19 protein-coding genes and 1 tRNA gene are annotated in these 21,336 nt (G+C 38.1%); 9 read left to right on the forward strand and 11 right to left on the reverse strand.

The features are described 5' to 3' along the window. Positions 1-244: 244 nt before the first annotated feature. Positions 245-2,467 carry a TonB-dependent receptor gene (locus I6F44_RS04580; protein WP_197173355.1) on the reverse strand — a complete coding sequence of 741 codons (2,223 nt, stop codon included), beginning with the start codon at positions 2,465-2,467 and terminating at the stop codon, positions 245-247. A 408-nt stretch (positions 2,468-2,875) separates the two neighbouring features. On the opposite strand from I6F44_RS04580, the gene I6F44_RS04585 reads away from it, so the two are divergent. From I6F44_RS04585 to I6F44_RS04595, 3 genes are all read left to right on the forward strand, one after another. After that, positions 2,876-3,466, forward strand: coding sequence for a LuxR C-terminal-related transcriptional regulator (locus I6F44_RS04585; RefSeq protein WP_165721603.1), 591 nt, complete (start codon positions 2,876-2,878; stop codon positions 3,464-3,466). Between the two features lie 1,020 nt (positions 3,467-4,486). Beyond that, positions 4,487-5,617: a porin gene (locus tag I6F44_RS04590; RefSeq protein ID WP_076924484.1), complete on the forward strand. Its 1,131-nt coding sequence runs from the start codon at positions 4,487-4,489 to the stop codon at positions 5,615-5,617. Between the two features lie 12 nt (positions 5,618-5,629). Then, positions 5,630-6,037 (forward strand): phosphate ABC transporter substrate-binding protein, encoded by a 408-nt coding sequence (locus tag I6F44_RS04595; protein WP_165721602.1) that lies wholly within the window; start codon positions 5,630-5,632, stop codon positions 6,035-6,037. 442 nt (positions 6,038-6,479) lie between these two features. Here I6F44_RS04595 and I6F44_RS04600 read toward each other — a convergent pair whose 3' ends face one another. The 8 genes from I6F44_RS04600 to rlmE form a co-directional block, all read right to left on the reverse strand. Then, a complete protein-coding gene (locus tag I6F44_RS04600; protein WP_024590962.1) occupies positions 6,480-8,105 on the reverse strand; it encodes a methyl-accepting chemotaxis protein in 1,626 nt (541 codons plus the stop codon). 198 nt (positions 8,106-8,303) lie between these two features. Then, positions 8,304-8,388: transfer RNA gene (locus I6F44_RS04605), tRNA-Leu, on the reverse strand. A gap of 81 nt (positions 8,389-8,469) precedes the next feature. After that, on the reverse strand, positions 8,470-8,823 hold the full coding sequence (secG, locus tag I6F44_RS04610) for a preprotein translocase subunit SecG (protein WP_002962769.1): 354 nt from the start codon (positions 8,821-8,823) through the stop codon (positions 8,470-8,472). Position 8,824: 1 nt separating this feature from the next. Beyond that, on the reverse strand, positions 8,825-9,574 hold the full coding sequence (tpiA, locus tag I6F44_RS04615) for a triose-phosphate isomerase (RefSeq protein ID WP_007586641.1): 750 nt from the start codon (positions 9,572-9,574) through the stop codon (positions 8,825-8,827). Positions 9,575-9,645: 71 nt separating this feature from the next. Then, complete coding sequence (gene glmM, locus I6F44_RS04620; protein WP_007586638.1) at positions 9,646-10,995, reverse strand: phosphoglucosamine mutase; 1,350 nt, start codon at positions 10,993-10,995, stop codon at positions 9,646-9,648. Then, complete coding sequence (gene folP, locus I6F44_RS04625) at positions 10,992-11,840, reverse strand: dihydropteroate synthase (protein ID WP_010553862.1); 849 nt, start codon at positions 11,838-11,840, stop codon at positions 10,992-10,994. The genes glmM and folP overlap by 4 nt, the downstream gene beginning before the upstream one ends. Positions 11,841-11,918: 78 nt before the next feature. Then, a complete protein-coding gene (gene ftsH / locus I6F44_RS04630) occupies positions 11,919-13,862 on the reverse strand; it encodes an ATP-dependent zinc metalloprotease FtsH (protein WP_032827068.1) in 1,944 nt (647 codons plus the stop codon). Between the two features lie 66 nt (positions 13,863-13,928). Further along, the gene (gene rlmE / locus I6F44_RS04635; protein ID WP_007586629.1) at positions 13,929-14,558 is read right to left on the reverse strand and encodes a 23S rRNA (uridine(2552)-2'-O)-methyltransferase RlmE; all 630 of its coding nucleotides are present in this window, start codon (positions 14,556-14,558) and stop codon (positions 13,929-13,931) included. 88 nt (positions 14,559-14,646) lie between these two features. On the opposite strand from rlmE, the gene yhbY reads away from it, so the two are divergent. Continuing rightward, a complete protein-coding gene (yhbY, locus tag I6F44_RS04640; RefSeq protein ID WP_002963153.1) occupies positions 14,647-14,943 on the forward strand; it encodes a ribosome assembly RNA-binding protein YhbY in 297 nt (98 codons plus the stop codon). Between the two features lie 80 nt (positions 14,944-15,023). On the opposite strand, the gene I6F44_RS04645 is transcribed toward yhbY, so the two are convergent. Further along, entirely contained in the window at positions 15,024-15,527 is a 504-nt protein-coding gene (locus tag I6F44_RS04645) for a SixA phosphatase family protein (RefSeq protein ID WP_197173356.1), read from the reverse strand. Next, the gene (locus I6F44_RS04650; protein WP_197173357.1) at positions 15,520-16,677 is read right to left on the reverse strand and encodes a serine hydrolase domain-containing protein; all 1,158 of its coding nucleotides are present in this window, start codon (positions 16,675-16,677) and stop codon (positions 15,520-15,522) included. The genes I6F44_RS04645 and I6F44_RS04650 overlap by 8 nt, the downstream gene beginning before the upstream one ends. Before the next feature lie 113 nt (positions 16,678-16,790). Here I6F44_RS04650 and I6F44_RS04655 point away from each other — a divergent pair, with 113 nt between their 5' ends. The 5 genes from I6F44_RS04655 (at position 16,791) to I6F44_RS04675 (ending at position 21,221) form a co-directional block, all read left to right on the forward strand. Next, entirely contained in the window at positions 16,791-17,594 is an 804-nt protein-coding gene (locus I6F44_RS04655) for a hypothetical protein (RefSeq protein ID WP_007586622.1), read from the forward strand. 429 nt (positions 17,595-18,023) lie between these two features. Further along, complete coding sequence (locus I6F44_RS04660; protein ID WP_007586620.1) at positions 18,024-18,806, forward strand: MipA/OmpV family protein; 783 nt, start codon at positions 18,024-18,026, stop codon at positions 18,804-18,806. Then, entirely contained in the window at positions 18,796-19,179 is a 384-nt protein-coding gene (locus tag I6F44_RS04665) for a DUF3019 domain-containing protein (protein ID WP_007586617.1), read from the forward strand. The genes I6F44_RS04660 and I6F44_RS04665 overlap by 11 nt, the downstream gene beginning before the upstream one ends. 25 nt (positions 19,180-19,204) lie before the next feature. Further along, positions 19,205-19,909, forward strand: coding sequence for a response regulator transcription factor (locus I6F44_RS04670; protein WP_101216200.1), 705 nt, complete (start codon positions 19,205-19,207; stop codon positions 19,907-19,909). A 19-nt stretch (positions 19,910-19,928) separates the two neighbouring features. Beyond that, on the forward strand, positions 19,929-21,221 hold the full coding sequence (locus I6F44_RS04675; RefSeq protein ID WP_007586613.1) for a sensor histidine kinase: 1,293 nt from the start codon (positions 19,929-19,931) through the stop codon (positions 21,219-21,221). The last annotated feature ends 115 nt before the right edge of the window (positions 21,222-21,336 follow it).

A 21,336-nucleotide genomic window follows, 5' to 3' on the forward strand; every position in this document is an offset into this window, starting at 1 on the left:
AAGTGGCGCCATTGTAACGAACAACCAAGCCTTTACACAAACTAAAAAGGCGCATTTTAGCTGATACAAATACTTAAAAGTGGTTATGTTGATTGTTTTAAATCAGCAATTTAAATTAGGGATTTAAATTATGCGGATAATAATTTTACTATTGAATATATAAAGGCCGAATCACAGCATGATTCGGCCTTTATTATGAAAAATAAACGTCAATTACATTGAATTTTATTTACTTTATTTTAGTTTATAGCTCAAAATCTTTTTTGAGTTTCAAACCAAATTCACTGCGGTCATTACTACGCATTACACCAACAAAACCTGATTGTTGTAGGCGACCAACATCGTAAACTTCGTTTAGAACGTTTTCACCATACAGTGTAACTTCCATATCGCCATATGGATTAGTGTACGAAATATTAAAACCAACTAGTTCACGAGAATCAATGGTCTCACTTTGGTTGTAAACTGATTGACCTTGCATTTCACTGCGATACGAATAATTAGCATTAAACGCAAGTGTTGCGCCACTCTCTAAATCCATAAAGTAAGAAGGTGCAACCATGACAGTCCAGCGTGGCGTCAGTGCTGGTGAATCGCCTTTACCTATGCCTTGTACACCCTCAGCCACTTCTGTTATTTCAGAATCTAAATAACCAACTGCACTACGAATAGTAAAGTCATCGGTAATAGCAACGGTTGTTTCAAGCTCAATACCTTGCGCTGTAGATTGACCCGCATTTTCTACAATTGTTACAAAGCCACCACCCGCTGTTGGATCTGAAAACGGCAATGCTAAATCGGTGTAATCAGTCACAAATACCGCAAGCATCATAGATACATTTTCGTGTACTTGGCCTTTTAAGCCCATTTCGTAGTTAATCGCTTTTGTTTCGTCAAACGATACAAATTGATCTGGTCCACCAAATGGACGCGGTGGAAAACCACCTGTTTGATAGCCTTTTTGAATCTGGCCATAAACATTCATATTATTGCTAAGCTGATAAGATGCATTTACATCCCACGTAACTGCATCAAAATCTGCACTTACATATTTACGAGTTGGAAATGATGGGAATATAGCATTTGCATCTTTCTTATCTTTTGAATAACGAAGGCCACCACCAACCGTTAAATCGTCAGTTAAATCGTAGCTGGCATTTATATATGCTGCATACGAATTAGTTTCTTGGTTAATTTCAAATTCGCCGTAACCGCCAAATGATTCTGTTACACCATCATTCAACAAGCCATTAGGTGTATTAAATGGGCTAAATACAAACGGGCCTGAACGTGTAAAGCCATCTTCATTAAAAAAGTAAAGACCAGATACAAAGTCCATATTATCGAATGTTGCATTTAGCTGAACTTCAAATGAGTACTGATCAGCACCGCCCTCCTCTGGAAACTCAGACAAGTTTAAAGGTGATGCATCATCATCTAGGCCACCTTCATACTCAGATGTACGGTAGCTTGAGATAAACTTAGTGGTATAAGTATCGTTAATTGCCCAGTCGGCTGAAAACGATGTGCCCCAACCTGAGTAAGAGGTAGATTCAATACCCGCAACAGTTGTGCCTAAATCATCAGGGTCTGATGGAATTAAATCTTGAGTCAATAATGGGAAGTCGCCATTAAACACATCATTTGAGTCTAGTGGGTCTGTCAATTCAATAGTATAAGGCGATTGGCCAGATTCGTTATCAACACCATCTAAAGAAAAAGTGAATGCTAAGTCGGTATTTGCTTGCCATTTAAGTGCAACACGACCACTAAATTCTTCTTCTTCACCAATTTCTTTTTCTGGGTTTGCTAAATTAACAGCTTCGCCCACACCATCACGTGTTTTATACGATGCACTTGCAGACATACTTACATCATCTGTTAGTGAGTTATTAAAATAAACATCACCGGCAATACGTCCACGACTTCCCAGCTTAGCTGTAGTAGTAACAATACCTTCATCACCAGGTTGCTTTGTAATTACATTTACAGCGCCACCTAATGTATTACGGCCATATAAAGTACCTTGTGGGCCACGAAGCACTTCAACACGCTCAACATTAGGTAATGATAAGTTAGAACCCATTTGACGACCTAAGTACACACCATCAAGATACACACCCACACCCGGATCGGTAGTTATTATGTGATCTTGCAAACCTATACCACGGATAAATACAGACGCATGCGCAGAATTGCCTACGCCATAGCGGGTAATATTTAAATTTGGAACATATTTACCAATATCTTCTAGGTTACTCATATTGGCTTTATCAATTAGGTTAGCGCCAATTGAAGTGATAGCGGTTGGAGATTCAAACAGGCTCTCTGTACGTTTACGAGCTGTTACTTCTATCTTTTCAAAAGCATCTTGTTTAGCTGTTGTTTTAGTTTCTTCGGCGTTTACAGAGGTAGTGAGTGCAGCAAAAATTGCTAGACTTAATTGTGAGAGGTTACGTAATTTCAAAATATTCTCCAAAGGATACCGTGTGATTTAGTTATGCATTTATACTTAAGAGTATAAATTTCAGGCATAAAAAAAGATGCGTAATGCATCTTTCCTCTGGATGGGCATTATATGACAGAATTGTGAAGAAATGTATAAATTATTTAAATAAATGTATAAAGAATAAAAGCGACTTAAGCATTGTTAGCTTTAGATGGATTATCATAAATAAAGAACATTAATATCAACCTCACTAAAAAGCTGTTTTAAAACAAAAAACCGCATAAATACAATTTTAAAAAGCACATAAAACGTACTTTACACATGTACTTTAGTGTATAAAAAAAGAGCTACAACACATTCCCCTATCATTGAAATTAACTAAAAATAAGAATATAGTACTAAAATGTAGTCTATGGATAGAATATTATGAATATTGAAAACACAGCTGATAAAAGCCTCAAATGCTTCACAAATCCAAATTACACTTCACTTTTTTGTGTTGCAGCTGACTTCAACGTTTTACTTGTTAATTATCAAGCTTTAAACGTCATTACCAATTATGAACTTATTAATCAATTCATGCTAAAAAATGGTCACCAAGGACTGGTAATTTTTGATGTCCCAAAAGACTGCGATGTACTAGCATTAAAAGAGTGGCCAAATTTAAAAGGATTGTTTTACGAAGGTACTGACGAAGTACTACTTCAACAAGGATTAGAAGCCATTGAACAAGGAAAGTTATGGTTCCCTCGTGCAGTAACCGATGATTGGATGAGGCAAATGCTAGCGAGTGAACAACAAACTACTCTGCAATCAAACAACTTAACCTGCAAGGAAATGAAAGTATTAAACTTATTATTTTCTGGCTTACATTCAAGTGCAATTGCCGACACTTTATTTATAAGTGAAGCTACTGTTCGCGTCCACCTACACAAGGTTTACCAAAAAATTGCTGTAAAAAATAAGCAACAAGCATTACTTTGGTGTCAAAAAAACTTAAATAAGATCAATAGTTAAGCGAGCTTATTTGAAACCTTATTGTATCTACTCGACTTTGACTCTGAATTATTATTTCAACTGAAAGCATAAAGTCAAAGTTGGGCCCACTTAAATACCCTATACAACCAGCAACTTTCTTTTCTTAAACAGCACTCTGGAAGTGCCTTTCATGTCGAGTCAATATCAAAAATCCACTATTTCGAACTTAATACTGCAAATAAAAATTATACTTTTCTCCTTACTATTTATTAATACCTGAAATAATTACAAGGTATTGATATTACTTATTGTATAAAGCAGTGGCCCGGCACCACAAACTTTCAGATCTCCAGCAAATAATGGACCAGGCCCTAGAGTAGTAATTACTGATAACGAAGGCCACCACTTTCAGAATGCTTGACTCTCCATAGGTGAATTACAATTAATCACTAGTTTTATACTCACGAGGTCATCTGAAAGTACTGCAAAGTATTATTTTGTGTAATGGAGACGCTAAATAGCGAGATATAATCTATCAAAAGACTTACTTCATCGTAACCGTATGCATTCATTGCAAAGCAGCATAATAAAAAACAAGTTAGCTTCTTCATGAGCGCTATTTCCTTTGGACAATCTCGCTAAAAAAAATTTAATCCTATAATAAAACTTCCGTTTAGAAAGTTGCTATTTGCTTATAGCTAACTTTACTTATTAATAATTTCGACTATATATTTACATAAAATATAAACATTTAAACCAAGTAACTTATGTGAAATACATAGAGTTAAGTAATAGCAACTTTATGTAGCAGTAAATACAGCTCTGATGGCTTACAGATAAAATTATAAAAATAAGTTACAGGAGGCATATTTTTGTACCCGAAGACAGGGCTAAACATTTTTAAACACAAACATTCGCACCTGATTAATTTAAAAAACAAAATAATATTGACTAAAAATTAAATAAAAACCTTAAACCATTCTGTTTATTAGATAAATACTCGTTATGCACTTATACTAATAAAGAAATCAACATTTAAATAACAAATAGGAACAACATATGAAAAAGCTATCTGTAGCAGTGGCTGTATGTGCAGTTTTAGCATCTAGCTATGCTAGTGCTGAGGTAAGAATTAATGGTTTTGCATCAATTGTCGGTGGTAAAAGTCTGGATAGTGACAGTACTTTGTACGGCTATGATGACGATATCTCTTTTAAAAATGAGAGTAAATTCGCTTTACAATTATCTGCAGACCTACATGAAAAGCTAACAGCTACGGCTCAAATTATTGCGCGTGGAGAGGATGACTTTGACGCTACATTCGAATGGGCATACGTTACTTATGAATACAGCGATGAACTGCAATTTAGCGCTGGTAAAATGCGTGTTCCTTTTTACAAGTATTCTGATTTCTTGGATGTAGGTTATGCTTATCGCTGGGTACGTCCGCCAAAATCAGTATACGGTATCCCATTTTCAACTTATGAAGGCGTTAGTGTAGTTTACAGCTCTCAATTGGGTGATTGGGATTCTACGCTTCAAGGCTTTTATGGTGCATTCGATGGTGATATTGACGTATTTGGAACAGAATTACCTGCTGAATTAAATAATTTAGGCGGTATAAACTGGAGTCTATCATACGACTGGTTCAGTGCGCGAGCTGCATACATTGTGGCCGACACTAGCATTTCATCAGAGGATAGCGGCCTAATTGGTCTCGTAAGTGTATTGTCTGATAGTGGCTTAACTAATACTGCGAATGACCTAATCACTGAAGAAGATAAAACGAGCTTCGTTGGCGTTGGTTTTTCTATTGATTATGAAAACTTTTTGTTTGATGCCGAATATACGCAATTTGAGGTTGAAGACAGTATACTACCAGAACAGTCACAGTATTACGCATCAGTTGGTTACCGTATTGACAGTGTAATTGTTCATTTTACTTATGAAGACAATGATGACAAACATGACTCATCACGTTTTAATACCATTGAGTCAATACCAACCTTAAATTCAGCTGTAAATGGTGCTCTTGAAGGTCTTCGTGCACAAAGTAACGTATACACAATTGGTGCACGTTATGATTTTCATCCTTCCGCTGCTTTCAAGATCGACTTTAGTCGTTTTGAAGATGACATAACTGATACAGAGACGGATGTTGTAGCTGTCGGTGTAGATCTTGTCTTTTAATTGGAGCTTATGATGAAAAAATTAATTTTAGTAAGTGCACTTTCATTGTGCTCAATTAATGTATTTGCAGAAGTTGCTGTGATTATTAATCCAAGCAATGCTAGCTCTGTAGATGCTGACACAATAAAAAAGATTTATCTGGGAAAAAGTAAGTCATTTAGTAATGGCGATAAAGTTAATCCTATAAATCAAGACGGTACATCTGTAGCTGATGAATTTAACGACAAAGTAGTGGGTAAGTCTAGCAGTCAGTTAAATGCATATTGGTCAAAGCTTGTATTTACAGGTAAAGGTACCCCGCCTGAAAAACTAACAACTGACCAAGCTGTTATTGATTTTGTTGCAGCTAATGGAAATGCAATTGGCTATGTTGATAGTGCTAAAGTGACCGATAAAGTAAAAGTAATTGCGACCTTTTAGCAGTGAAATTGATATAAAAACCACCCAGAGGTTAATACAGATAGGTTGAGAAATATTTAACCAATCGATAAACCGGCCTTCTGGTTCGTTTATGAAGGCTTCTGAATTTATTCAGAGGCCTTTTTTTTGCAACCCACTACAACACTTTCTCTAGCCAATAGCTACGCACCCAATTCAGAAGACTTCTGTCAACTGAGTGTTACGACGTGTGCAATTAATATTATTAACTTAATTCAGACTATGTTTATTGTGAACTCAGGGAGTATCCCTAAATAAATAGAGCAATAGTAAGCTAAAGTAGAGCATCACATATTACTAATAAAGCGGGAGTGGACATATACTAGGTATGTCAAACCAGATATCCAAACAAAAAAGCCAGTCAGCGGTTAACTAACTGGCATCAACCCTAGGGTAGATTTTTATACTGACTCAGTACTAAGCTTTACTCGATTCTAAACTTAGCGGTTGCATCTAATAGGTTATCAGATAGGTAATGTAGGTTTTTGGCTACGTCGCGTACAGCAAGTAGTGAGTCCATAGTATCTTCGAACGATACATGCATATTTGACACATTATCTACTACCATAGCTGCAACGGATGTTTGTTCCTCAGTCGCTGCTGCTATTTGCGAATTCATACCATTAATTTCTAACATTTGCTCTGCGATTTTCTCTATTGAAATACCTGTTTTTTCTGCGGCTGTAGCATTATCTGTTGCCATATCACGTGCTGAAGTCATAGCAGCTACAGATTCATTTGCGGCAGTCGTTAATGATCCCAATAGTTCACGTATTTCATTAGTAGAATGTGCAGTGCGAGAAGCCAGTTCACGAACCTCATCTGCCACTACAGCAAAGCCTCTTCCATGTTCACCTGCTCGTGCAGCTTCAATAGCAGCATTAAGAGCAAGTAAGTTTGTCTGATCTGCAATAGACGTAATTACATTCAAAATCTGCGATACATTTTTTGTATCGTCCGCAAGCTTATTAATAGTCCCTGCAGCTCGATTAATTTCATCACTGAGCGTACGAGAAGCGGTAACTGACATCTGTACTTGTGTACGACTTTGTTCAACTTCTTTCTCGGCCGTTTCAGCAGCGTGAGAAGCGTTAGCTGCAGATTCTGATATATCACCAACACTCTGTTTCATTTCTTCCATAGATTGCTTAACAATTTCAGCATCAGTGGTTTGCTTTGTTGTAGCACGCTCAGCTTGTTCCATACCTTGAACTAATCGTGTTGAGTTTTCCATTAAAGGCTCACATACAGCAATAACTTCAAGAACTGTTTCTCTTAGTAAGGAAATAAATGCGTTAAAATTAATAGAGACTTGGCCAATTTCGTCTTCTGAGTTAACAGATAGCTGTGTGCTTAAAGAACCATTGCCGCTTGCTAATAAACTAAGGTTGTTAGCTGCATCACTCGCAGATGAACCTATATTCTTAGCAATCCAAATAGCCATAAACAATAATAAAATTAATGAAATAATGGATACAGCTAACATTAGAGTTAATGCTTCATCAGAGCGCGCTTTAGTGTTGGCAACCAGTTCAAAAAAACGATTATCCGCTTTTTGTTGAGCGCCTTTAAAACTTTCTAAGACAGATCCATATAAACTTGTTTTAAGCTGCGCTTGTTGCTGAATCTTACTAAAATCAGCAGTACCGTTAACCATACCTGTAGCAATACTTGAGGATATTTTTTCATAATCTGACAACTCATTAATAATATCGTTATTAATGTAGGAGTTATTAAGTTGCGTTATTAAGGTAATATTAGACTCTAAAGTTTGATATACCTCGTCTGCTTTAACTATAAGATCTTGCTCACCAAACGTAACCGCTTGGGTATAAAGTTCATCAAGTTTTTCTAAAAGCCCTACGTTTTGCGACGTTATTTTTACAACCTTATACGATGAGTTACTCATTTCATCGAGAGAAACCTTATTATCATTCATAGCTAAATAGTTTATCAATACGATCACTATGAAAGCCACTACCGCAATGCATGTTATTGCATGTATTTTTTTTGTTATGCTTAGGTTTTGAAAAGAGAAGCCTGAAGCCATACTGTGCTACCTTATTTTATTGTCTATATCTATTATCGGCTTGATATCTATAAGTGTGAGCTAAATTTGTAATATTTCTAGTTTTTTCTAACAAATAGAAGAATTATTTAACAATAAACACACATCGCTCATAAAACAATCACAATAAATTACAGATACAAAAAAACCAGTAACATCACTGCTACTGGTTTCTAAATTTGGTGCGGATGGGGGGACTTGAACCCCCATGCCCTAAAGCACCACCCCCTCAAGGTGGCGTGTCTACCAATTCCACCACATCCGCATTTTTTAAGCTTTCGCTTAATTGTTAAACATGTGATTTATTTGAGGACTATAAATCGTTTAAAGATAGCTTTACGCTAAATTAGTTTGGTACGTCAGAGCTTTGCTCTTTAGTAGATGTTACTGGAACATCTTCTTCAACAGGAACTACTGTTTCTACTGCTGGAGCTGCTTCTAGGTTTTCCCATTCGTCAGTCTTTTTAATTTGACCAGCAGTTAGGTTTCCTAACACAATGCTTAATACAAAAAATACCGTTGCTAAGCTTGTGGTTGTTTTTGTCATAAAGTTACCTGCACCTGACGAACCAAAAACTGTGCCTGATGCACCAGCGCCAAATGAAGAACCCATATCTGCGCCTTTACCTTGTTGAATTAAAACCATTCCAACTAGAGCCAAAGCCACAACTAAATAAACTACTAATAAAATTTCGTACATCTTATACAGTCCCTTTTGCACTGTTACAGATTGCAGTAAAAGATTCTGCTTTTAGACTTGCGCCGCCAATTAAGCCGCCATCTATATCTGTTTGTGCAAATAATAATTCGCTATTTTTTTCATTAACGCTACCACCATATAAGATGGTAAGCCCTTGTGCTAAATTGCTATCAAGTGATGCAATTTTGTCACGGATAAATTTATGAACAGTTTGTGCCTGCTCTGGCGATGCAGTCTTACCTGTGCCTATGGCCCAAACGGGCTCGTATGCTATCACAGAATCTTTCAGTGCTGCTACACCTAATTTCTCTATTACTGCATCAATTTGTGCAGCAACTACTTGTTCGGTTTGGCCGTTTTCTTGCTCACTTTCGCTCTCGCCTACACATAATATTGGTGTTAACCCAACTTGCTGTGCTCTAGCAAACTTTTCAGCGACTGTTGCATTACTTTCGTTATAAATACTGCGGCGTTCAGAATGACCAACGAGTACGTAAGTTGCACCTAAATCTTTTATAAGCTGCGCATCAACTTCACCAGTAAATGCGCCAGGTGTATTTTCAGAAACAGTTTGAGCTCCTGTAGAAACACCGCTAGCTACCATTGCTGGTACAAGTGGGAATGGAGGAAATAAAACAATGTCCATCTCTTGTGATTTTACATCGTTAATAGCGTCAGACATTTGTTTAACTAACTCTAAAGAGCCATTCATTTTCCAGTTGCCTGCGACCATCGCCTTGCGTATTGCCATTATCCACTCCACATTAGAAAGCGGGCGAGATATTAACTTTTCTCGCCCAAATTTACAAGAGATTATTGTTATTAATCAGTTTGTTTGCTCATAGATTCTACAACAGCTGCAATTTTTTGAGCGCTGTCTATTACAATCTTTTCTTGCTCGGCTTCAACCATAACACGAACCACAGGTTCAGTGCCTGATTTGCGCAGTAAAACACGGCCTTTATCGCCTAAAGCAAGCTCTACTTCTGCTACAGCTGAAAGCACTTCTGGTGCTTTTGTCGGGTCAGTTCCAGCTGTATAACGCACGTTAATCATCTTCATTGGATACTTGGTAAAACCAGCACCTAAGTCTTGCAATGTGCGATTTTGTGCAACCATAGCAGCAAGTACTTGTAAGCTTGAAATAATACCATCACCCGTACTAATTAAATCTAGGTTTAGTACATGCCCTGAGCTTTCACCGCCAATTTTCCAGCCTTTTTGCTGTAGTAATTCCATAACATAGCGGTCCCCTACTTTACTGCGAGCAAACTCGATACCTTTTGCTTTTAAAGCGTTTTCAAGGCCCATGTTAGACATAACAGTACCAACTACACCACCACCCAAATTATCATCTTGGGCTGCTTGGCAAGCAATAATATAAACCAGATCATCACCATCAAAAACACGGCCATTATGATCAACCATCATCACGCGGTCACCATCACCATCGTATGCAATACCTACGTCGGCTTTAAGTTCAAGCACTTTACGTTTAAGGGTATCTACGTGAGTAGCGCCACATTCATGGTTGATATTAACGCCGTTAGGCTCACACGCATGTGTTATTACTTCTGCGCCAAGTTCACGCATAACAGAAGGTGCAATGTGATAAGTTGCGCCATTTGCGCAATCGACAACAATTTTAAGACCTTCTAAAGACAGGCCTTGCGGGAACTGGCTCTTACAAAACTCTATATAGCGGCCATCCGCACTGACTAAACGCGATGCTTTGCCCAATTTATCTGAAGCAACACATGTCATTTGCTCATCAAGCATCGCTTCAATTTCAAGTTCTACTGCATCATCAAGCTTTAAGCCTTGACCATTGAAAAACTTAATACCGTTATCGTAATACGGATTATGTGAGGCACTAATTACAATACCTGCCTCAGCACGAAATGTTTGCGCTAAATAAGCAACGGCCGGTGTAGGCATAGGACCCAATAGTACAACATCAATACCAGCAGCAATTAAACCAGCCTCAAGTGCGGTTTCAAGCATATAGCCCGAAATACGCGTATCTTTACCAATAATTACTTTTTTAGTACCACTTTGCGATAATACACGCCCAGCAGCCCAGCCTAGCTTCATTGCAAATTCAGGGTTTATTGGAGCAGCGCCTACAAGTCCACGCACGCCATCGGTGCCAAAATATTTTCTTTCTTTCATTGTGAAATTCCTTGTTCGCAGGCTTGATATACACCAAGTACATCTGCGGTTTCTTTTACGTCATGTACACGAATAATTTTTGCGCCATTTTGCGCTGCGATTAACGCACCCGCTAAGCTGCCCGCTAACCGTTCATTTGTATTTCTGTTTAATAAATTACCTATCATCGATTTACGAGATAATCCGGCCAATAATGGCAAACCTAATTTATTAAAATCATCAAACTTAGCCAATATTTGATAGTTATGACTAAGCGTTTTTCCAAATCCAAAACCTGGGTCTAGAATAAGTCGTTCAAACTTAATCCCAGCTGTTTCACATGCTTTAATACGTTCACTAAAAAACATACTTATATCTGCAAACAAATTATCGTAATGAGGTGACGATTGCATGCTCCGGGGCTGCCCTTGCATATGCATTAAACAAATTGCTACATCTTCATACTGCGCAACCGTTTCTAAGGCGTCTATTTCTTGCAAAGCTCTAACATCATTGACTATATCTGCCCCTGCAAGTATTGCTTGTTCCATTACTTGCGCTTTACTAGTATCAATTGAAATAACGCAATCACTGTGCTGACGTATCGCTTTAATAGCGGGGATTACTCGAGCAAGTTCATCTTCTAAGCTAACATCTGGCGCGCCTGGGCGAGTAGATTCTCCCCCTATATCTAAAATTGTCGCACCGTCATCTAATAATTGCATTGCGCGTTTTAGCGCTATTTTGGGATCTAAAAACTGCCCACCATCAGAAAATGAATCCGGCGTTACATTTAATATTCCCATAATAACGGGCTTTTCAAGATTAAGCGTACGCCCTCTCGGAAGCTTTAATATGTTAGTCATTGCCAACCTTTATTCTTTTTCTAAATAGCTGATACAAAAAAGCCCCGAAGTTCGGGGCTTTCATTACTATTTTAACGATTATTCAGCTTTATCATCAAGGTTTGTTTCATCTTTTTTTGATGAATCATCAGTCTTTTGACTTTCATCAGCAACTGGTTCTTGAGGTTCTTCCGCTTTTACCGGTTTAGCTTCATGACGGTCATGTGCATCACGCGGTTCACGTACTGGTTGGCGTGCCATTAAATCATCAATTTGCTTAGCATCAATAGTTTCGTATTTCATTAACGCATCTTTCATTGAGTGAAGAATATCAATATTTTCTTTTAATATTTCTTCTGCTCTTTGATAGTTACGATCTGAAAGTAATCGAACCTCTGCATCAATTACTTTTGCCGTGTCGTCCGACATGCTAGATGAACGACTACCGCCACCACCCATATACATTTCGTTCTGATCTTCAGCATAAAGTAACGGACCTAGTTTTTCACTTAAACCCCAATGTGTAACCATTTTACGCGCTATATCTGTAGCTCGTTCAATGTCATTACTTGCACCCGTTGTTACTTTATCTGCGCCGTAAATAAGCGCTTCAGCAATACGGCCACCATAAAGGCTAGAAATCATTGATTCTAAAAGCTCTTTTGAATGGCTAACACGATCTTGTTCAGGCAAGTACATTGTTACACCCAGCGCACGGCCACGTGGAATAATAGATACTTTATAAACTGGATCATGTTCTGGCACCATACGACCAACAATTGCATGGCCAGCTTCATGGTACGCTGTCATTGCTTTTTCTTGCTCGCTCATCACCATGGTCTTGCGCTCTGCGCCCATCATGATTTTATCTTTAGCAGCGTCAAATTCAGCCATACTTACAACACGTTTATTACCACGCGCTGCATAAAGTGCAGCTTCGTTTACTAAGTTTGCTAAATCCGCGCCAGAGAAACCTGGAGTACCACGTGCTATAAGAGCCGCTTCTACGTTATCGCCTAATGGCACTTTACGCATGTGTACTTTAAGTATTTGCTCACGACCACGAATATCAGGTAAACCTACTTCAACTTGACGGTCAAAACGACCTGGACGAAGTAATGCAGGGTCTAATACATCTGGTCGGTTAGTTGCTGCGATAACGATAATACCTTCGTTACCACCAAAGCCATCCATTTCTACTAGCATTTGGTTAAGTGTTTGCTCACGTTCATCGTTACCGCCGCCCATACCAGCACCACGTTTACGACCAACAGCGTCAATCTCATCTATAAAGATAATACAAGGCGCCGCTTTTTTAGCTTGCTCAAACATGTCACGTACACGTGACGCACCAACACCCACAAACATTTCAACAAAATCTGAACCAGAAATTGTAAAGAATGGCACTTTAGCTTCACCAGCAACAGCCTTTGCAAGTAACGTTTTACCGGTACCTGGAGGACCAACCATTAGTACACCTTTAGGAATACTACCGCCAAGTTTTTGAAACTTAGAAGGATCTCGTAAAAAGTCTACCAGCTCAGTAACATCTTCTTTCGCTTCATCACAACCTGCAACATCAGCAAACGTTGTTTTAATTTGATCTTCACTCATTAAGCGAGCTTTACTCTTACCAAATGACATAGCGCCTTTACCGCCGCCGCCTTGCATTTGACGCATGAAGAATATCCATACACCTATAAGCAGTATCATCGGGAACCAAGAAATAAATATACTTGCTAAGAATGATTGTTCTTCAGGTTGTACACCCTTCACATTTACATCATTTTTAAGTAAATCATTTATTAAATCTTCATCGTACATTGGCATCGTTGTTTGAAAACGCTCACCACTGCTCTTAGTACCAGTAATATTTCCTGTACCGCGGTCGATAATAACTTCTTGTAAAGAGCCACTGCGGACATCTTTTACAAATTGAGTGTAACTTGTTTGACGATCAACTTGCTCGCCGCCATTAAAGCTCTGAAAGACTGACATCAGCACAACTGCAATCACCAGCCATAGTATTAAATTTTTCGCCATATCGCTCAAGGGGTTAACCTCTTGTATCCAATTAATTTAAATTCAACTAAACGCCAAGCAACTGTACTACAGTTTGTATCCAGTCGCTACTATATATACTTCCCGAGAACGGGCACGTGAGGCATCAGGTTTGCGTATTTTCACTGCTTTAAAACTATTACGTACATCTTGCAAGTATTGATCAAAGCCTTCTCCTTGGAAAACTTTAACAATAAATGCGCCATTTTTCTTTAGTACTTGACTACACATATCCAGCGCAAGTTCTACCAAATACATACTACCCGCTTGATCTACTGAGTTATTACCACTCATATTTGGTGCCATGTCAGAGAGTACCACATCAACATTTTTACCATCAATACGTTTTAACAACGCATTTAATACAGCCTCCTCACGAAAGTCACCTTGTAAGAAGTCAACACCCGCAAGTGAATCCATCGGTAATATATCACACGCGATCACTTGGCCTTTGTCACCTACTTTTTCAGCCAAATATTGAGACCAACTTCCTGGAGCCGCCCCTAAATCAACAACTGTCATACCTGGACGAAGTATTTTATCTCTATTTTGTACTTCATCTAATTTAAAAACCGCTCGGGAACGCCAGCCTTTTTTTTGCGCTTCTTGAACATATTTATCATCAAAATGTTCTTTCAGCCATCGTTGTGAACTGGCTGACTGTTTTTTATTTGTCATAAATTAACACGCAACTAATTAGTAATATTCTCTAGATGGCGTTAGAATACCCTTAATTCAAGCCATATTCAGCAAAATTTGTATAAACATGACATTATCAAACAAACAAAAGCAGTTTTTAAAAGGTCAGGCACATAGCCTTAAGCCTGTAGTTTTACTAGGTTCTAACGGTTTAACCGAAGGCGTAGTAGTAGAAATTCAAAGTGCATTAGAAATTCACGAATTAATCAAAGTTAAAGTTCCAACTGACGATCGTGAAACAAAAGCATTAATTTTTGAAGCAATCGTACGTGAAACTGGTGCGACTAAGCTACAAACGATAGGTCACACTATTGTGCTTTATCGTCAAAGCGTTGAGAAAAAAATACATTTACCGCGTAACTAATTATTCCTGTTAAAGGATTTAGTGCGTTTAAATTGAAAAAACCAGCTTAATGCTGGTTTTTTATTATTTAACGCTTTAAATCAAAAACTCATTTTATGATGGGTTACATCATATTCACTACCATTACTACTGGGCTTCTTATTCAATATAAAGTACTGAGTAAATTGTGTTTCACTCATTGCTGGCACTTTTTCATTCGAAAGTAGCTCGGCTAGTTGCGGTGTTGTATTACTGTGCCCAATAACAACAACTACACCTTTTAGTTTTAGTAACTCATTTTTTAAATCACTTAGCTCACCTGCGTTATACACATTTACGTCGGTATTAAAATATGCCTGCAAAGGGGCCGCTGTTTGTAACGTGCGTTTATAGTTGCTGCTGAAAATATGTATATTTTGATACTCTTTGAAAAAAGTAACTAAATTATTTGCACGTGCCTTTCCCACCTCTGAGAGCGCTGGATTTTTACCCGTTAACTTTTCGCTATGACGAAACAAATATATCGCATCAGGTGCTGCAAACACTAAACTACAATTAAATAACATGACTAAAAAAGTGATTGCTAATATTATTTTATTATTCATATTTTTTACCTCGTTTGTATTCAAATAGCCTATCGATAAATTCAGTCGTTAGCTCATTGATTACGCCGGTTTCAGCATTAACTATTAAGCTAAAACCAATATTTAAGTGAGGAAATACAACCACATCACTTCTATATCCTTGCACCCAGCCACTATGATAGTAAAGTGTTTCATCAGCATAGTTATAAACGCGCCAACCTAACCCGTAATAAGCTTCATTAAGGTGTTTTTTCCACACCCTGCGATGCATTTCTTTTTTTGTATGTGTATAAGGGCGTGTTTGTTTTGCTAGAGTATCCAATGATAAAACATCAGGATATTGGCCCAGCTGCGCTCTTAACCAAATAGCCATATCACTTGCGCTAGCGTTCACACCAGCTGCAGGTCCCACTTTATAATAATTTTTTTTAAGCTTAGCGCTATACCAGCGCTTTTTACCCCGCACATGAGGTAGAGCATAATTATTGTCATGCACCATTTGTTCAAAACCTAAGCTCGCATCACTCATTTTTAATGGCTCAAAAATAGCTTCTCGTAACCACTGTCCGTAACTTTTATCGGTGCTTTGTAATATCACATCACCTATAAGACTAAACATAACGTTTTGATAGCCATAACATTCGCCGGGTTTGCAAATTGGTTTGACGCTAAGCAGCTTTTCAACAATACCTGGGTAATCCATACGAGATTCAATTAAATTGTCGTATGCATTAGGAACTAATCCACTTGAATGGCTCAAAAGATGAAACACCTTTAAATCATCTTGATAAACAGTCCCTTTAAAATCAGTTATGTATTCGCTAACAGGCTTATCTAATTCCAGTAGGCCGTTAGCAGCCAATTTAGCTGATAACGAGCCTGCAAATGTCTTCGAAACAGACGCGAGTCTAAACCGAGTATGCTTATTAACTTTTTGTCCATTTCGTGATTTAGTTACGCCCATGGTGTGGATGTAGTCTGAATTGTTTATATTTACAATCGAAAGCGCTGCACCGGGTATACCTTTACTTTTTAATTTTTTTTGTGCGTAACGGCCGTACTTTTTTACAAATGCATCCCAATCAGGATCCGCTTTTGCTGCAAAACCCACAGAACTAAACAGCAAACACAAAGCAGATAGGCAATACGATAAAGAGTTGAGATACTTCATTTTTTATAAAATTTATCTTTTTAACTACATCTGCGCAGATAATATCATGAAGTTTTGTTTGTACTAACGTACAATACGACGATTATTTGGTTTTAAGCGAGTGTTTAGTACTTATGCGTTTTTTAGTTGTGTCACTTTTTATTTTATTATCAACTGGTTGTGCTATTACAAAGCAACCGGCCGAACCACTGGCTATGCCATTAAAGCCAACATTAAAAAGTCAGACCTATCAACTTGAGTACACTACAGAGCACTCATCTCCAAAAGTTAAATCGGTTCAACTTCCTGCACATAAAGTAGTTAGAAACCAAACAGTAAAAATCATTACCGATAAGGCAAGCGTAACCGATAAACTTCTATCGCAAATTAGCCAAGCACTGAACGATAAACAACTAAAAGTAACAACTAAAAATAACAGTGACTACACACTGACTATTCAGCAACTCGATTTAACTTTCACAGACGATACTAAGTACGCAATAAAGCAACCAGAGAAGCCATTTACTTTATATTCAAATGTTGCCCAGCAATACCCAACACAACAGTGCGCTGCAATATTTGCACAAGTTAGTATGCGTCTCACGCACAAGTCATCGGGTGATGTTGTTTGGTTTGCTAAATCTTCAATCGACAGTGCAAGTTTTCATCGTGAACCACTAATTTACAATTTCACCGAAGAGCAAAAAATAACAAATGAGCTTGAGGTTGTCGCTTTTATTCATCAGCAAAACACTGACGAGGCCCGTATTGAAAGACTTGGCAAAGATATTCAAATCCCTCAGTACAAAACGTTGTCAAAACTATCTAGCCTTACTAAACTTAGCGGTCCATGTAATAGAACAGAAGTAAGTGCATTAACACCTATGATGCAGTTTTACTTGAGTAGTATATTAATCGATAAAATTAAAGTTCAGTAAATTAGGGTCTGTTGATCTTTACGGATTAAAATTTGTTCAAACTAGGGGCTATTTAATCGCGGCGCGAGATTTGTAACCTAGTGGGCTAAGTCAAAACCGAGCAACAAAGAGTAAATAGCCCCTAGGAAGAACCCTTTGGGCAGCGCCTGTTTGGCATTAATGCTACGTTATCGCCCATTTATGGGGAATAGCCACACTGCATAGGCTCTGCCTTACCTAAATACCAAACAGACTGCTGCAAATTTAACCTTGAAAGATCAACAGACCTAACACTTACTACATTTTTTTACAGATTAAAGGAACGAATTAACAATATACTACGCTTAATAACAAATAATAATTAGGCCCTAAGGGATGAGAAACGCTTTGCTTAACCATACTTTACTGAGCATAACACTGCTTTTTTGCTGCATTTTTAGCACGTCGAGTATGGCAAGTAACCGCTATTATGCAGATAATACGTTAGAGCCAACCCAAGGCTTTGCGTGGGATTGGAGTGCTGGTGCGGGCTTTTATATTGAAGATTCTTACCTTGTCGGCATTGAGTCTTACGATAAAGGCGTTGAGCTCGACTTAAGTCTTGCTGTTTCCTACGATAAATTTTACCTTGATTTCGATCACAATCAACTCAGTGGCGGCCTTGTAATAGGCTACAGTCTTATAGATAAATTTGATTGGGGCCTAGATATATTAGGCACAAATACTCAAGCTGGATTTGACGAAAAAGGCCTCGGATTCTATAACCATGGTGTTATAAAAGAACTCCAAGGTATAAAAAAACGTAATTACGACTTTGACGTCGGCCTTCGACTTTCTCGTCGATTTGAAAATTCTCAATTCTCTTTTGAATACCTTCATGATGTATCTGGCGCGCACAATGGCTGGGTTATAAACAGCTTTTTTAGTCACATTTTACCATGGCGAAACTGGGAGTTTAGATCTGGTGTTGGTTTAAGCGCCTACTCTGCTGACTTTACCAATTATTACTTTGGTATTGATAGCGATGAAGCCACCAGCCTTCGCCCGGTTTATAGCAGCAATGCCAGTACTAGTATTATTTTTGAGTTCCATGCTGAGTACCCAATAAGCCAAGATTGGGTGTTTTTATCCGGCTGGCTTACCACATGGTTTTCAAAAGAGATTGACGACAGTCCAATTATTTCCCAAGGATATCAACACAAAGCCAAGGTAGGCCTACGTTATGTATTTTAGATGGATCTGTGTATTACTGATCTTCCCCAGTACTTTTACTGTTAAAGCTCAGGAACCTCCTGAAGCACTTATAGCAGTTCCCGACACCTGCGTTGCATTGCGCGAAGGGCGAAATTGCTATGCTGACGTAACGCTAACGTGGGAGCAACCTATCATTGGTAATTACTGCCTACGTGACGCCACCTCAAAGTACATAATGCAATGTTGGCTCAAGCAACAGAGCGGTACCTTTAATTATGCATTTGATTCACAGCAAAGTATTTCATTTGAACTATTTGACAGCAATACCTCTAAAATAATTAGTATTGCCGAAGTAAAGCTTCAATGGGTATATCAAAACAGGCAAAAAAAGCGCCGCTGGCGACTATTTTAATACCAATCGCATTAAGGATATTTTCATGGATAACTATGGCACTATTTTACTCGTTGAAGACGATGTATCACTTGCTCAATGGGTTGCTGAATACTTAACAGAGCAAGGCTACACAACGCATGTTTGTCACAGAGGTGACGAAGTAATTAGCCAAGTCAAAACGTTAAATCCAAATATCGTGCTCCTTGATATTATGCTTCCAGGGCAAGATGGTATAAGCGTGTGTAGAGAACTTCGTAGTTTTTATAATTCGCCCATTATAATGCTCACCGCACGCGATGAAGAAATGGATGAGGTCATTGGTCTAGAAGTAGGTGCAAGTGACTACATAATGAAACCTGTACGCCCTCGTGCATTGCTAGCGCGTATAAAAGCAGCCCTTCGCCAAAATAATGAGCCAAATACCCCACACGTTAACGAGAGTGTTATTAATGTTGGTGCGCTTAGTATTGATACCGAATCTAGAAATGTAAAACTCAACAAGCAAGACGTAAACATATCAAGTGCTGAGTATTTACTGCTTCATTACCTTGCGAGCAATGCAGGCCAAGTGGTCTCGCGTGACGCTGTATTTAAAGCAACCAAAGGCAGAGAATACGATGGGCTTGATAGAAGTGTTGATGTACTTATTTCTGCACTTCGTAAAAAGTTTAATGATGATCCACAAAACCCTGAAAAAATTAAAACTATTTGGGGCCGTGGATATTTACTTGTTTCTACTGCGTGGTAATAAAGTGATGAATAAATAAATGAAAAAGTTTTATATATCGCTTTTAGGCAGTGCACTTTTATCTATTGTGGTATTGGGCTGGCTTATTGATGCTTTTAGTCAACAAGCGCATACCCCACAGGATGAATTTAGTCAGCAAAGTAAAATGATCATGGGTTTTAGCAAGCAGTTAGCTAACATACCCACATCTGAGCGCAGCGATTATGTAAAACAACTGGCGCTAGAGTTTGATGTTTTAATTGATTACAAACCTAATGAATCACTTGCTTTACCGCCTTCTTTATTATTACAAATGCACACGCCGGGTGGGCTGATTTTAGAAGATCAGCAAGGCTTTTATATGCTTTATAGCAGCGCTGTTTTAAATCCTTTTCACTTATCAATGCGTTTAGATAAAATTTTTGATAGCGAGCAACATAATGACATTATATTAACCTTGCTCTTTTACGCAGGCCTATGTGTATTTATGGGGTTTATTATTGCGCCCTTAGCTAAACGATTAACCGTGTTAAATGAAGCCGCTAAAAAGTTTGCCTCTGGTAATGTTCAAGCCCGAATAAAAGTATCGCATTTTACTTACATAAAAGACGTAGAGCTTACCTTTAACCGCATGGCCAGCCAAATAGAGAAACTTGTCGCCGAAAACAAGCTAATGGCCTCAAGTTTATCTCATGATATACGCACCCCTATCGCGTGCCTGCGATTTGGTTTAGATGCGGCATTAGATAGCCATGATGAGCAAAAAGTAAAACAGTATTTAACCCGTATGGAAAATGATTTAGACCATATGGAATCGATGCTTAGTAGCTATTTAGCATTTGCTACTTTAGAGCAAAATGCTAATAAGCTGACCTATTCATCAACAAACATTAAGTCCTACCTTGAAGATATTTTAGTGCAACTTGCACCAAAACTTGAAATGCAAATGCTCAACGTACAACTCAATAGTACCGATAAAATAATAAATGCAGATCTTCACTGGCTTGCTCGCGCAATTACTAATTTATTAACTAACGCATGTGATTTTGCAAGCCAACATATTTACTTAAGCGCAAAGTTACACGAGCAACAGCTTATAATAACAGTAGAAGATGACGGCCCGGGTATCGCTCGAGAAAATTTTAGTAATGTATTTAGCCCATTTTTTAGGGAAGAAGATCACCGTAACAGAGCTGATAAAAGTTACGGCCTTGGTCTAGCTATTGTTGAAAAAGTAGCCGATTGGCATCATGGCAGTGTTAAAGTAAGTAAAAGTACCCAGCTAGGTGGTGCGTGTTTTACTCTCACTATTGCACAGCATCATAATTCGTAAAGCAATAGTTACAGACTGTAATTAACAATTATTAAACAAAATCAACTCGTTATTTTAAACGACTCGATAACAACATTTAAAATCGATGGTTATAACACACACTTTACTTATTAAA

Origin of the sequence: Pseudoalteromonas sp. NZS11_1 (assembly GCF_015864275.1) — a bacterium.
GTDB classification, from domain to species: domain Bacteria; phylum Pseudomonadota; class Gammaproteobacteria; order Enterobacterales; family Alteromonadaceae; genus Pseudoalteromonas; species Pseudoalteromonas arctica.

Excerpts from the sequence above, each read along its gene's own strand:
- tpiA (WP_007586641.1), bottom strand. The coding sequence starts at position 9,574 with ATGGCAATACGCAAGGCGATGGTCGCAGGCAACTGGAAAATGAATGGC.
- I6F44_RS04670 (WP_101216200.1), top strand. The coding sequence starts at position 19,205 with ATGGATAACTATGGCACTATTTTACTCGTTGAAGACGATGTATCACTT.
- I6F44_RS04585 (WP_165721603.1), top strand. The coding sequence starts at position 2,876 with ATGAATATTGAAAACACAGCTGATAAAAGCCTCAAATGCTTCACAAAT.
- I6F44_RS04675 (WP_007586613.1), top strand. The coding sequence starts at position 19,929 with ATGAAAAAGTTTTATATATCGCTTTTAGGCAGTGCACTTTTATCTATT.
- folP (WP_010553862.1), bottom strand. The coding sequence starts at position 11,840 with ATGACTAACATATTAAAGCTTCCGAGAGGGCGTACGCTTAATCTTGAA.
- I6F44_RS04660 (WP_007586620.1), top strand. The coding sequence starts at position 18,024 with ATGGCAAGTAACCGCTATTATGCAGATAATACGTTAGAGCCAACCCAA.
- secG (WP_002962769.1), bottom strand. The coding sequence starts at position 8,823 with ATGTACGAAATTTTATTAGTAGTTTATTTAGTTGTGGCTTTGGCTCTA.
- I6F44_RS04650 (WP_197173357.1), bottom strand. The coding sequence starts at position 16,677 with ATGAAGTATCTCAACTCTTTATCGTATTGCCTATCTGCTTTGTGTTTG.
- I6F44_RS04595 (WP_165721602.1), top strand. The coding sequence starts at position 5,630 with ATGAAAAAATTAATTTTAGTAAGTGCACTTTCATTGTGCTCAATTAAT.
- I6F44_RS04665 (WP_007586617.1), top strand. The coding sequence starts at position 18,796 with ATGTATTTTAGATGGATCTGTGTATTACTGATCTTCCCCAGTACTTTT.
- I6F44_RS04655 (WP_007586622.1), top strand. The coding sequence starts at position 16,791 with ATGCGTTTTTTAGTTGTGTCACTTTTTATTTTATTATCAACTGGTTGT.
- glmM (WP_007586638.1), bottom strand. The coding sequence starts at position 10,995 with ATGAAAGAAAGAAAATATTTTGGCACCGATGGCGTGCGTGGACTTGTA.
- yhbY (WP_002963153.1), top strand. The coding sequence starts at position 14,647 with ATGACATTATCAAACAAACAAAAGCAGTTTTTAAAAGGTCAGGCACAT.
- I6F44_RS04645 (WP_197173356.1), bottom strand. The coding sequence starts at position 15,527 with ATGAATAATAAAATAATATTAGCAATCACTTTTTTAGTCATGTTATTT.
- I6F44_RS04600 (WP_024590962.1), bottom strand. The coding sequence starts at position 8,105 with ATGGCTTCAGGCTTCTCTTTTCAAAACCTAAGCATAACAAAAAAAATA.
- rlmE (WP_007586629.1), bottom strand. The coding sequence starts at position 14,558 with ATGACAAATAAAAAACAGTCAGCCAGTTCACAACGATGGCTGAAAGAA.
- I6F44_RS04590 (WP_076924484.1), top strand. The coding sequence starts at position 4,487 with ATGAAAAAGCTATCTGTAGCAGTGGCTGTATGTGCAGTTTTAGCATCT.
- ftsH (WP_032827068.1), bottom strand. The coding sequence starts at position 13,862 with ATGGCGAAAAATTTAATACTATGGCTGGTGATTGCAGTTGTGCTGATG.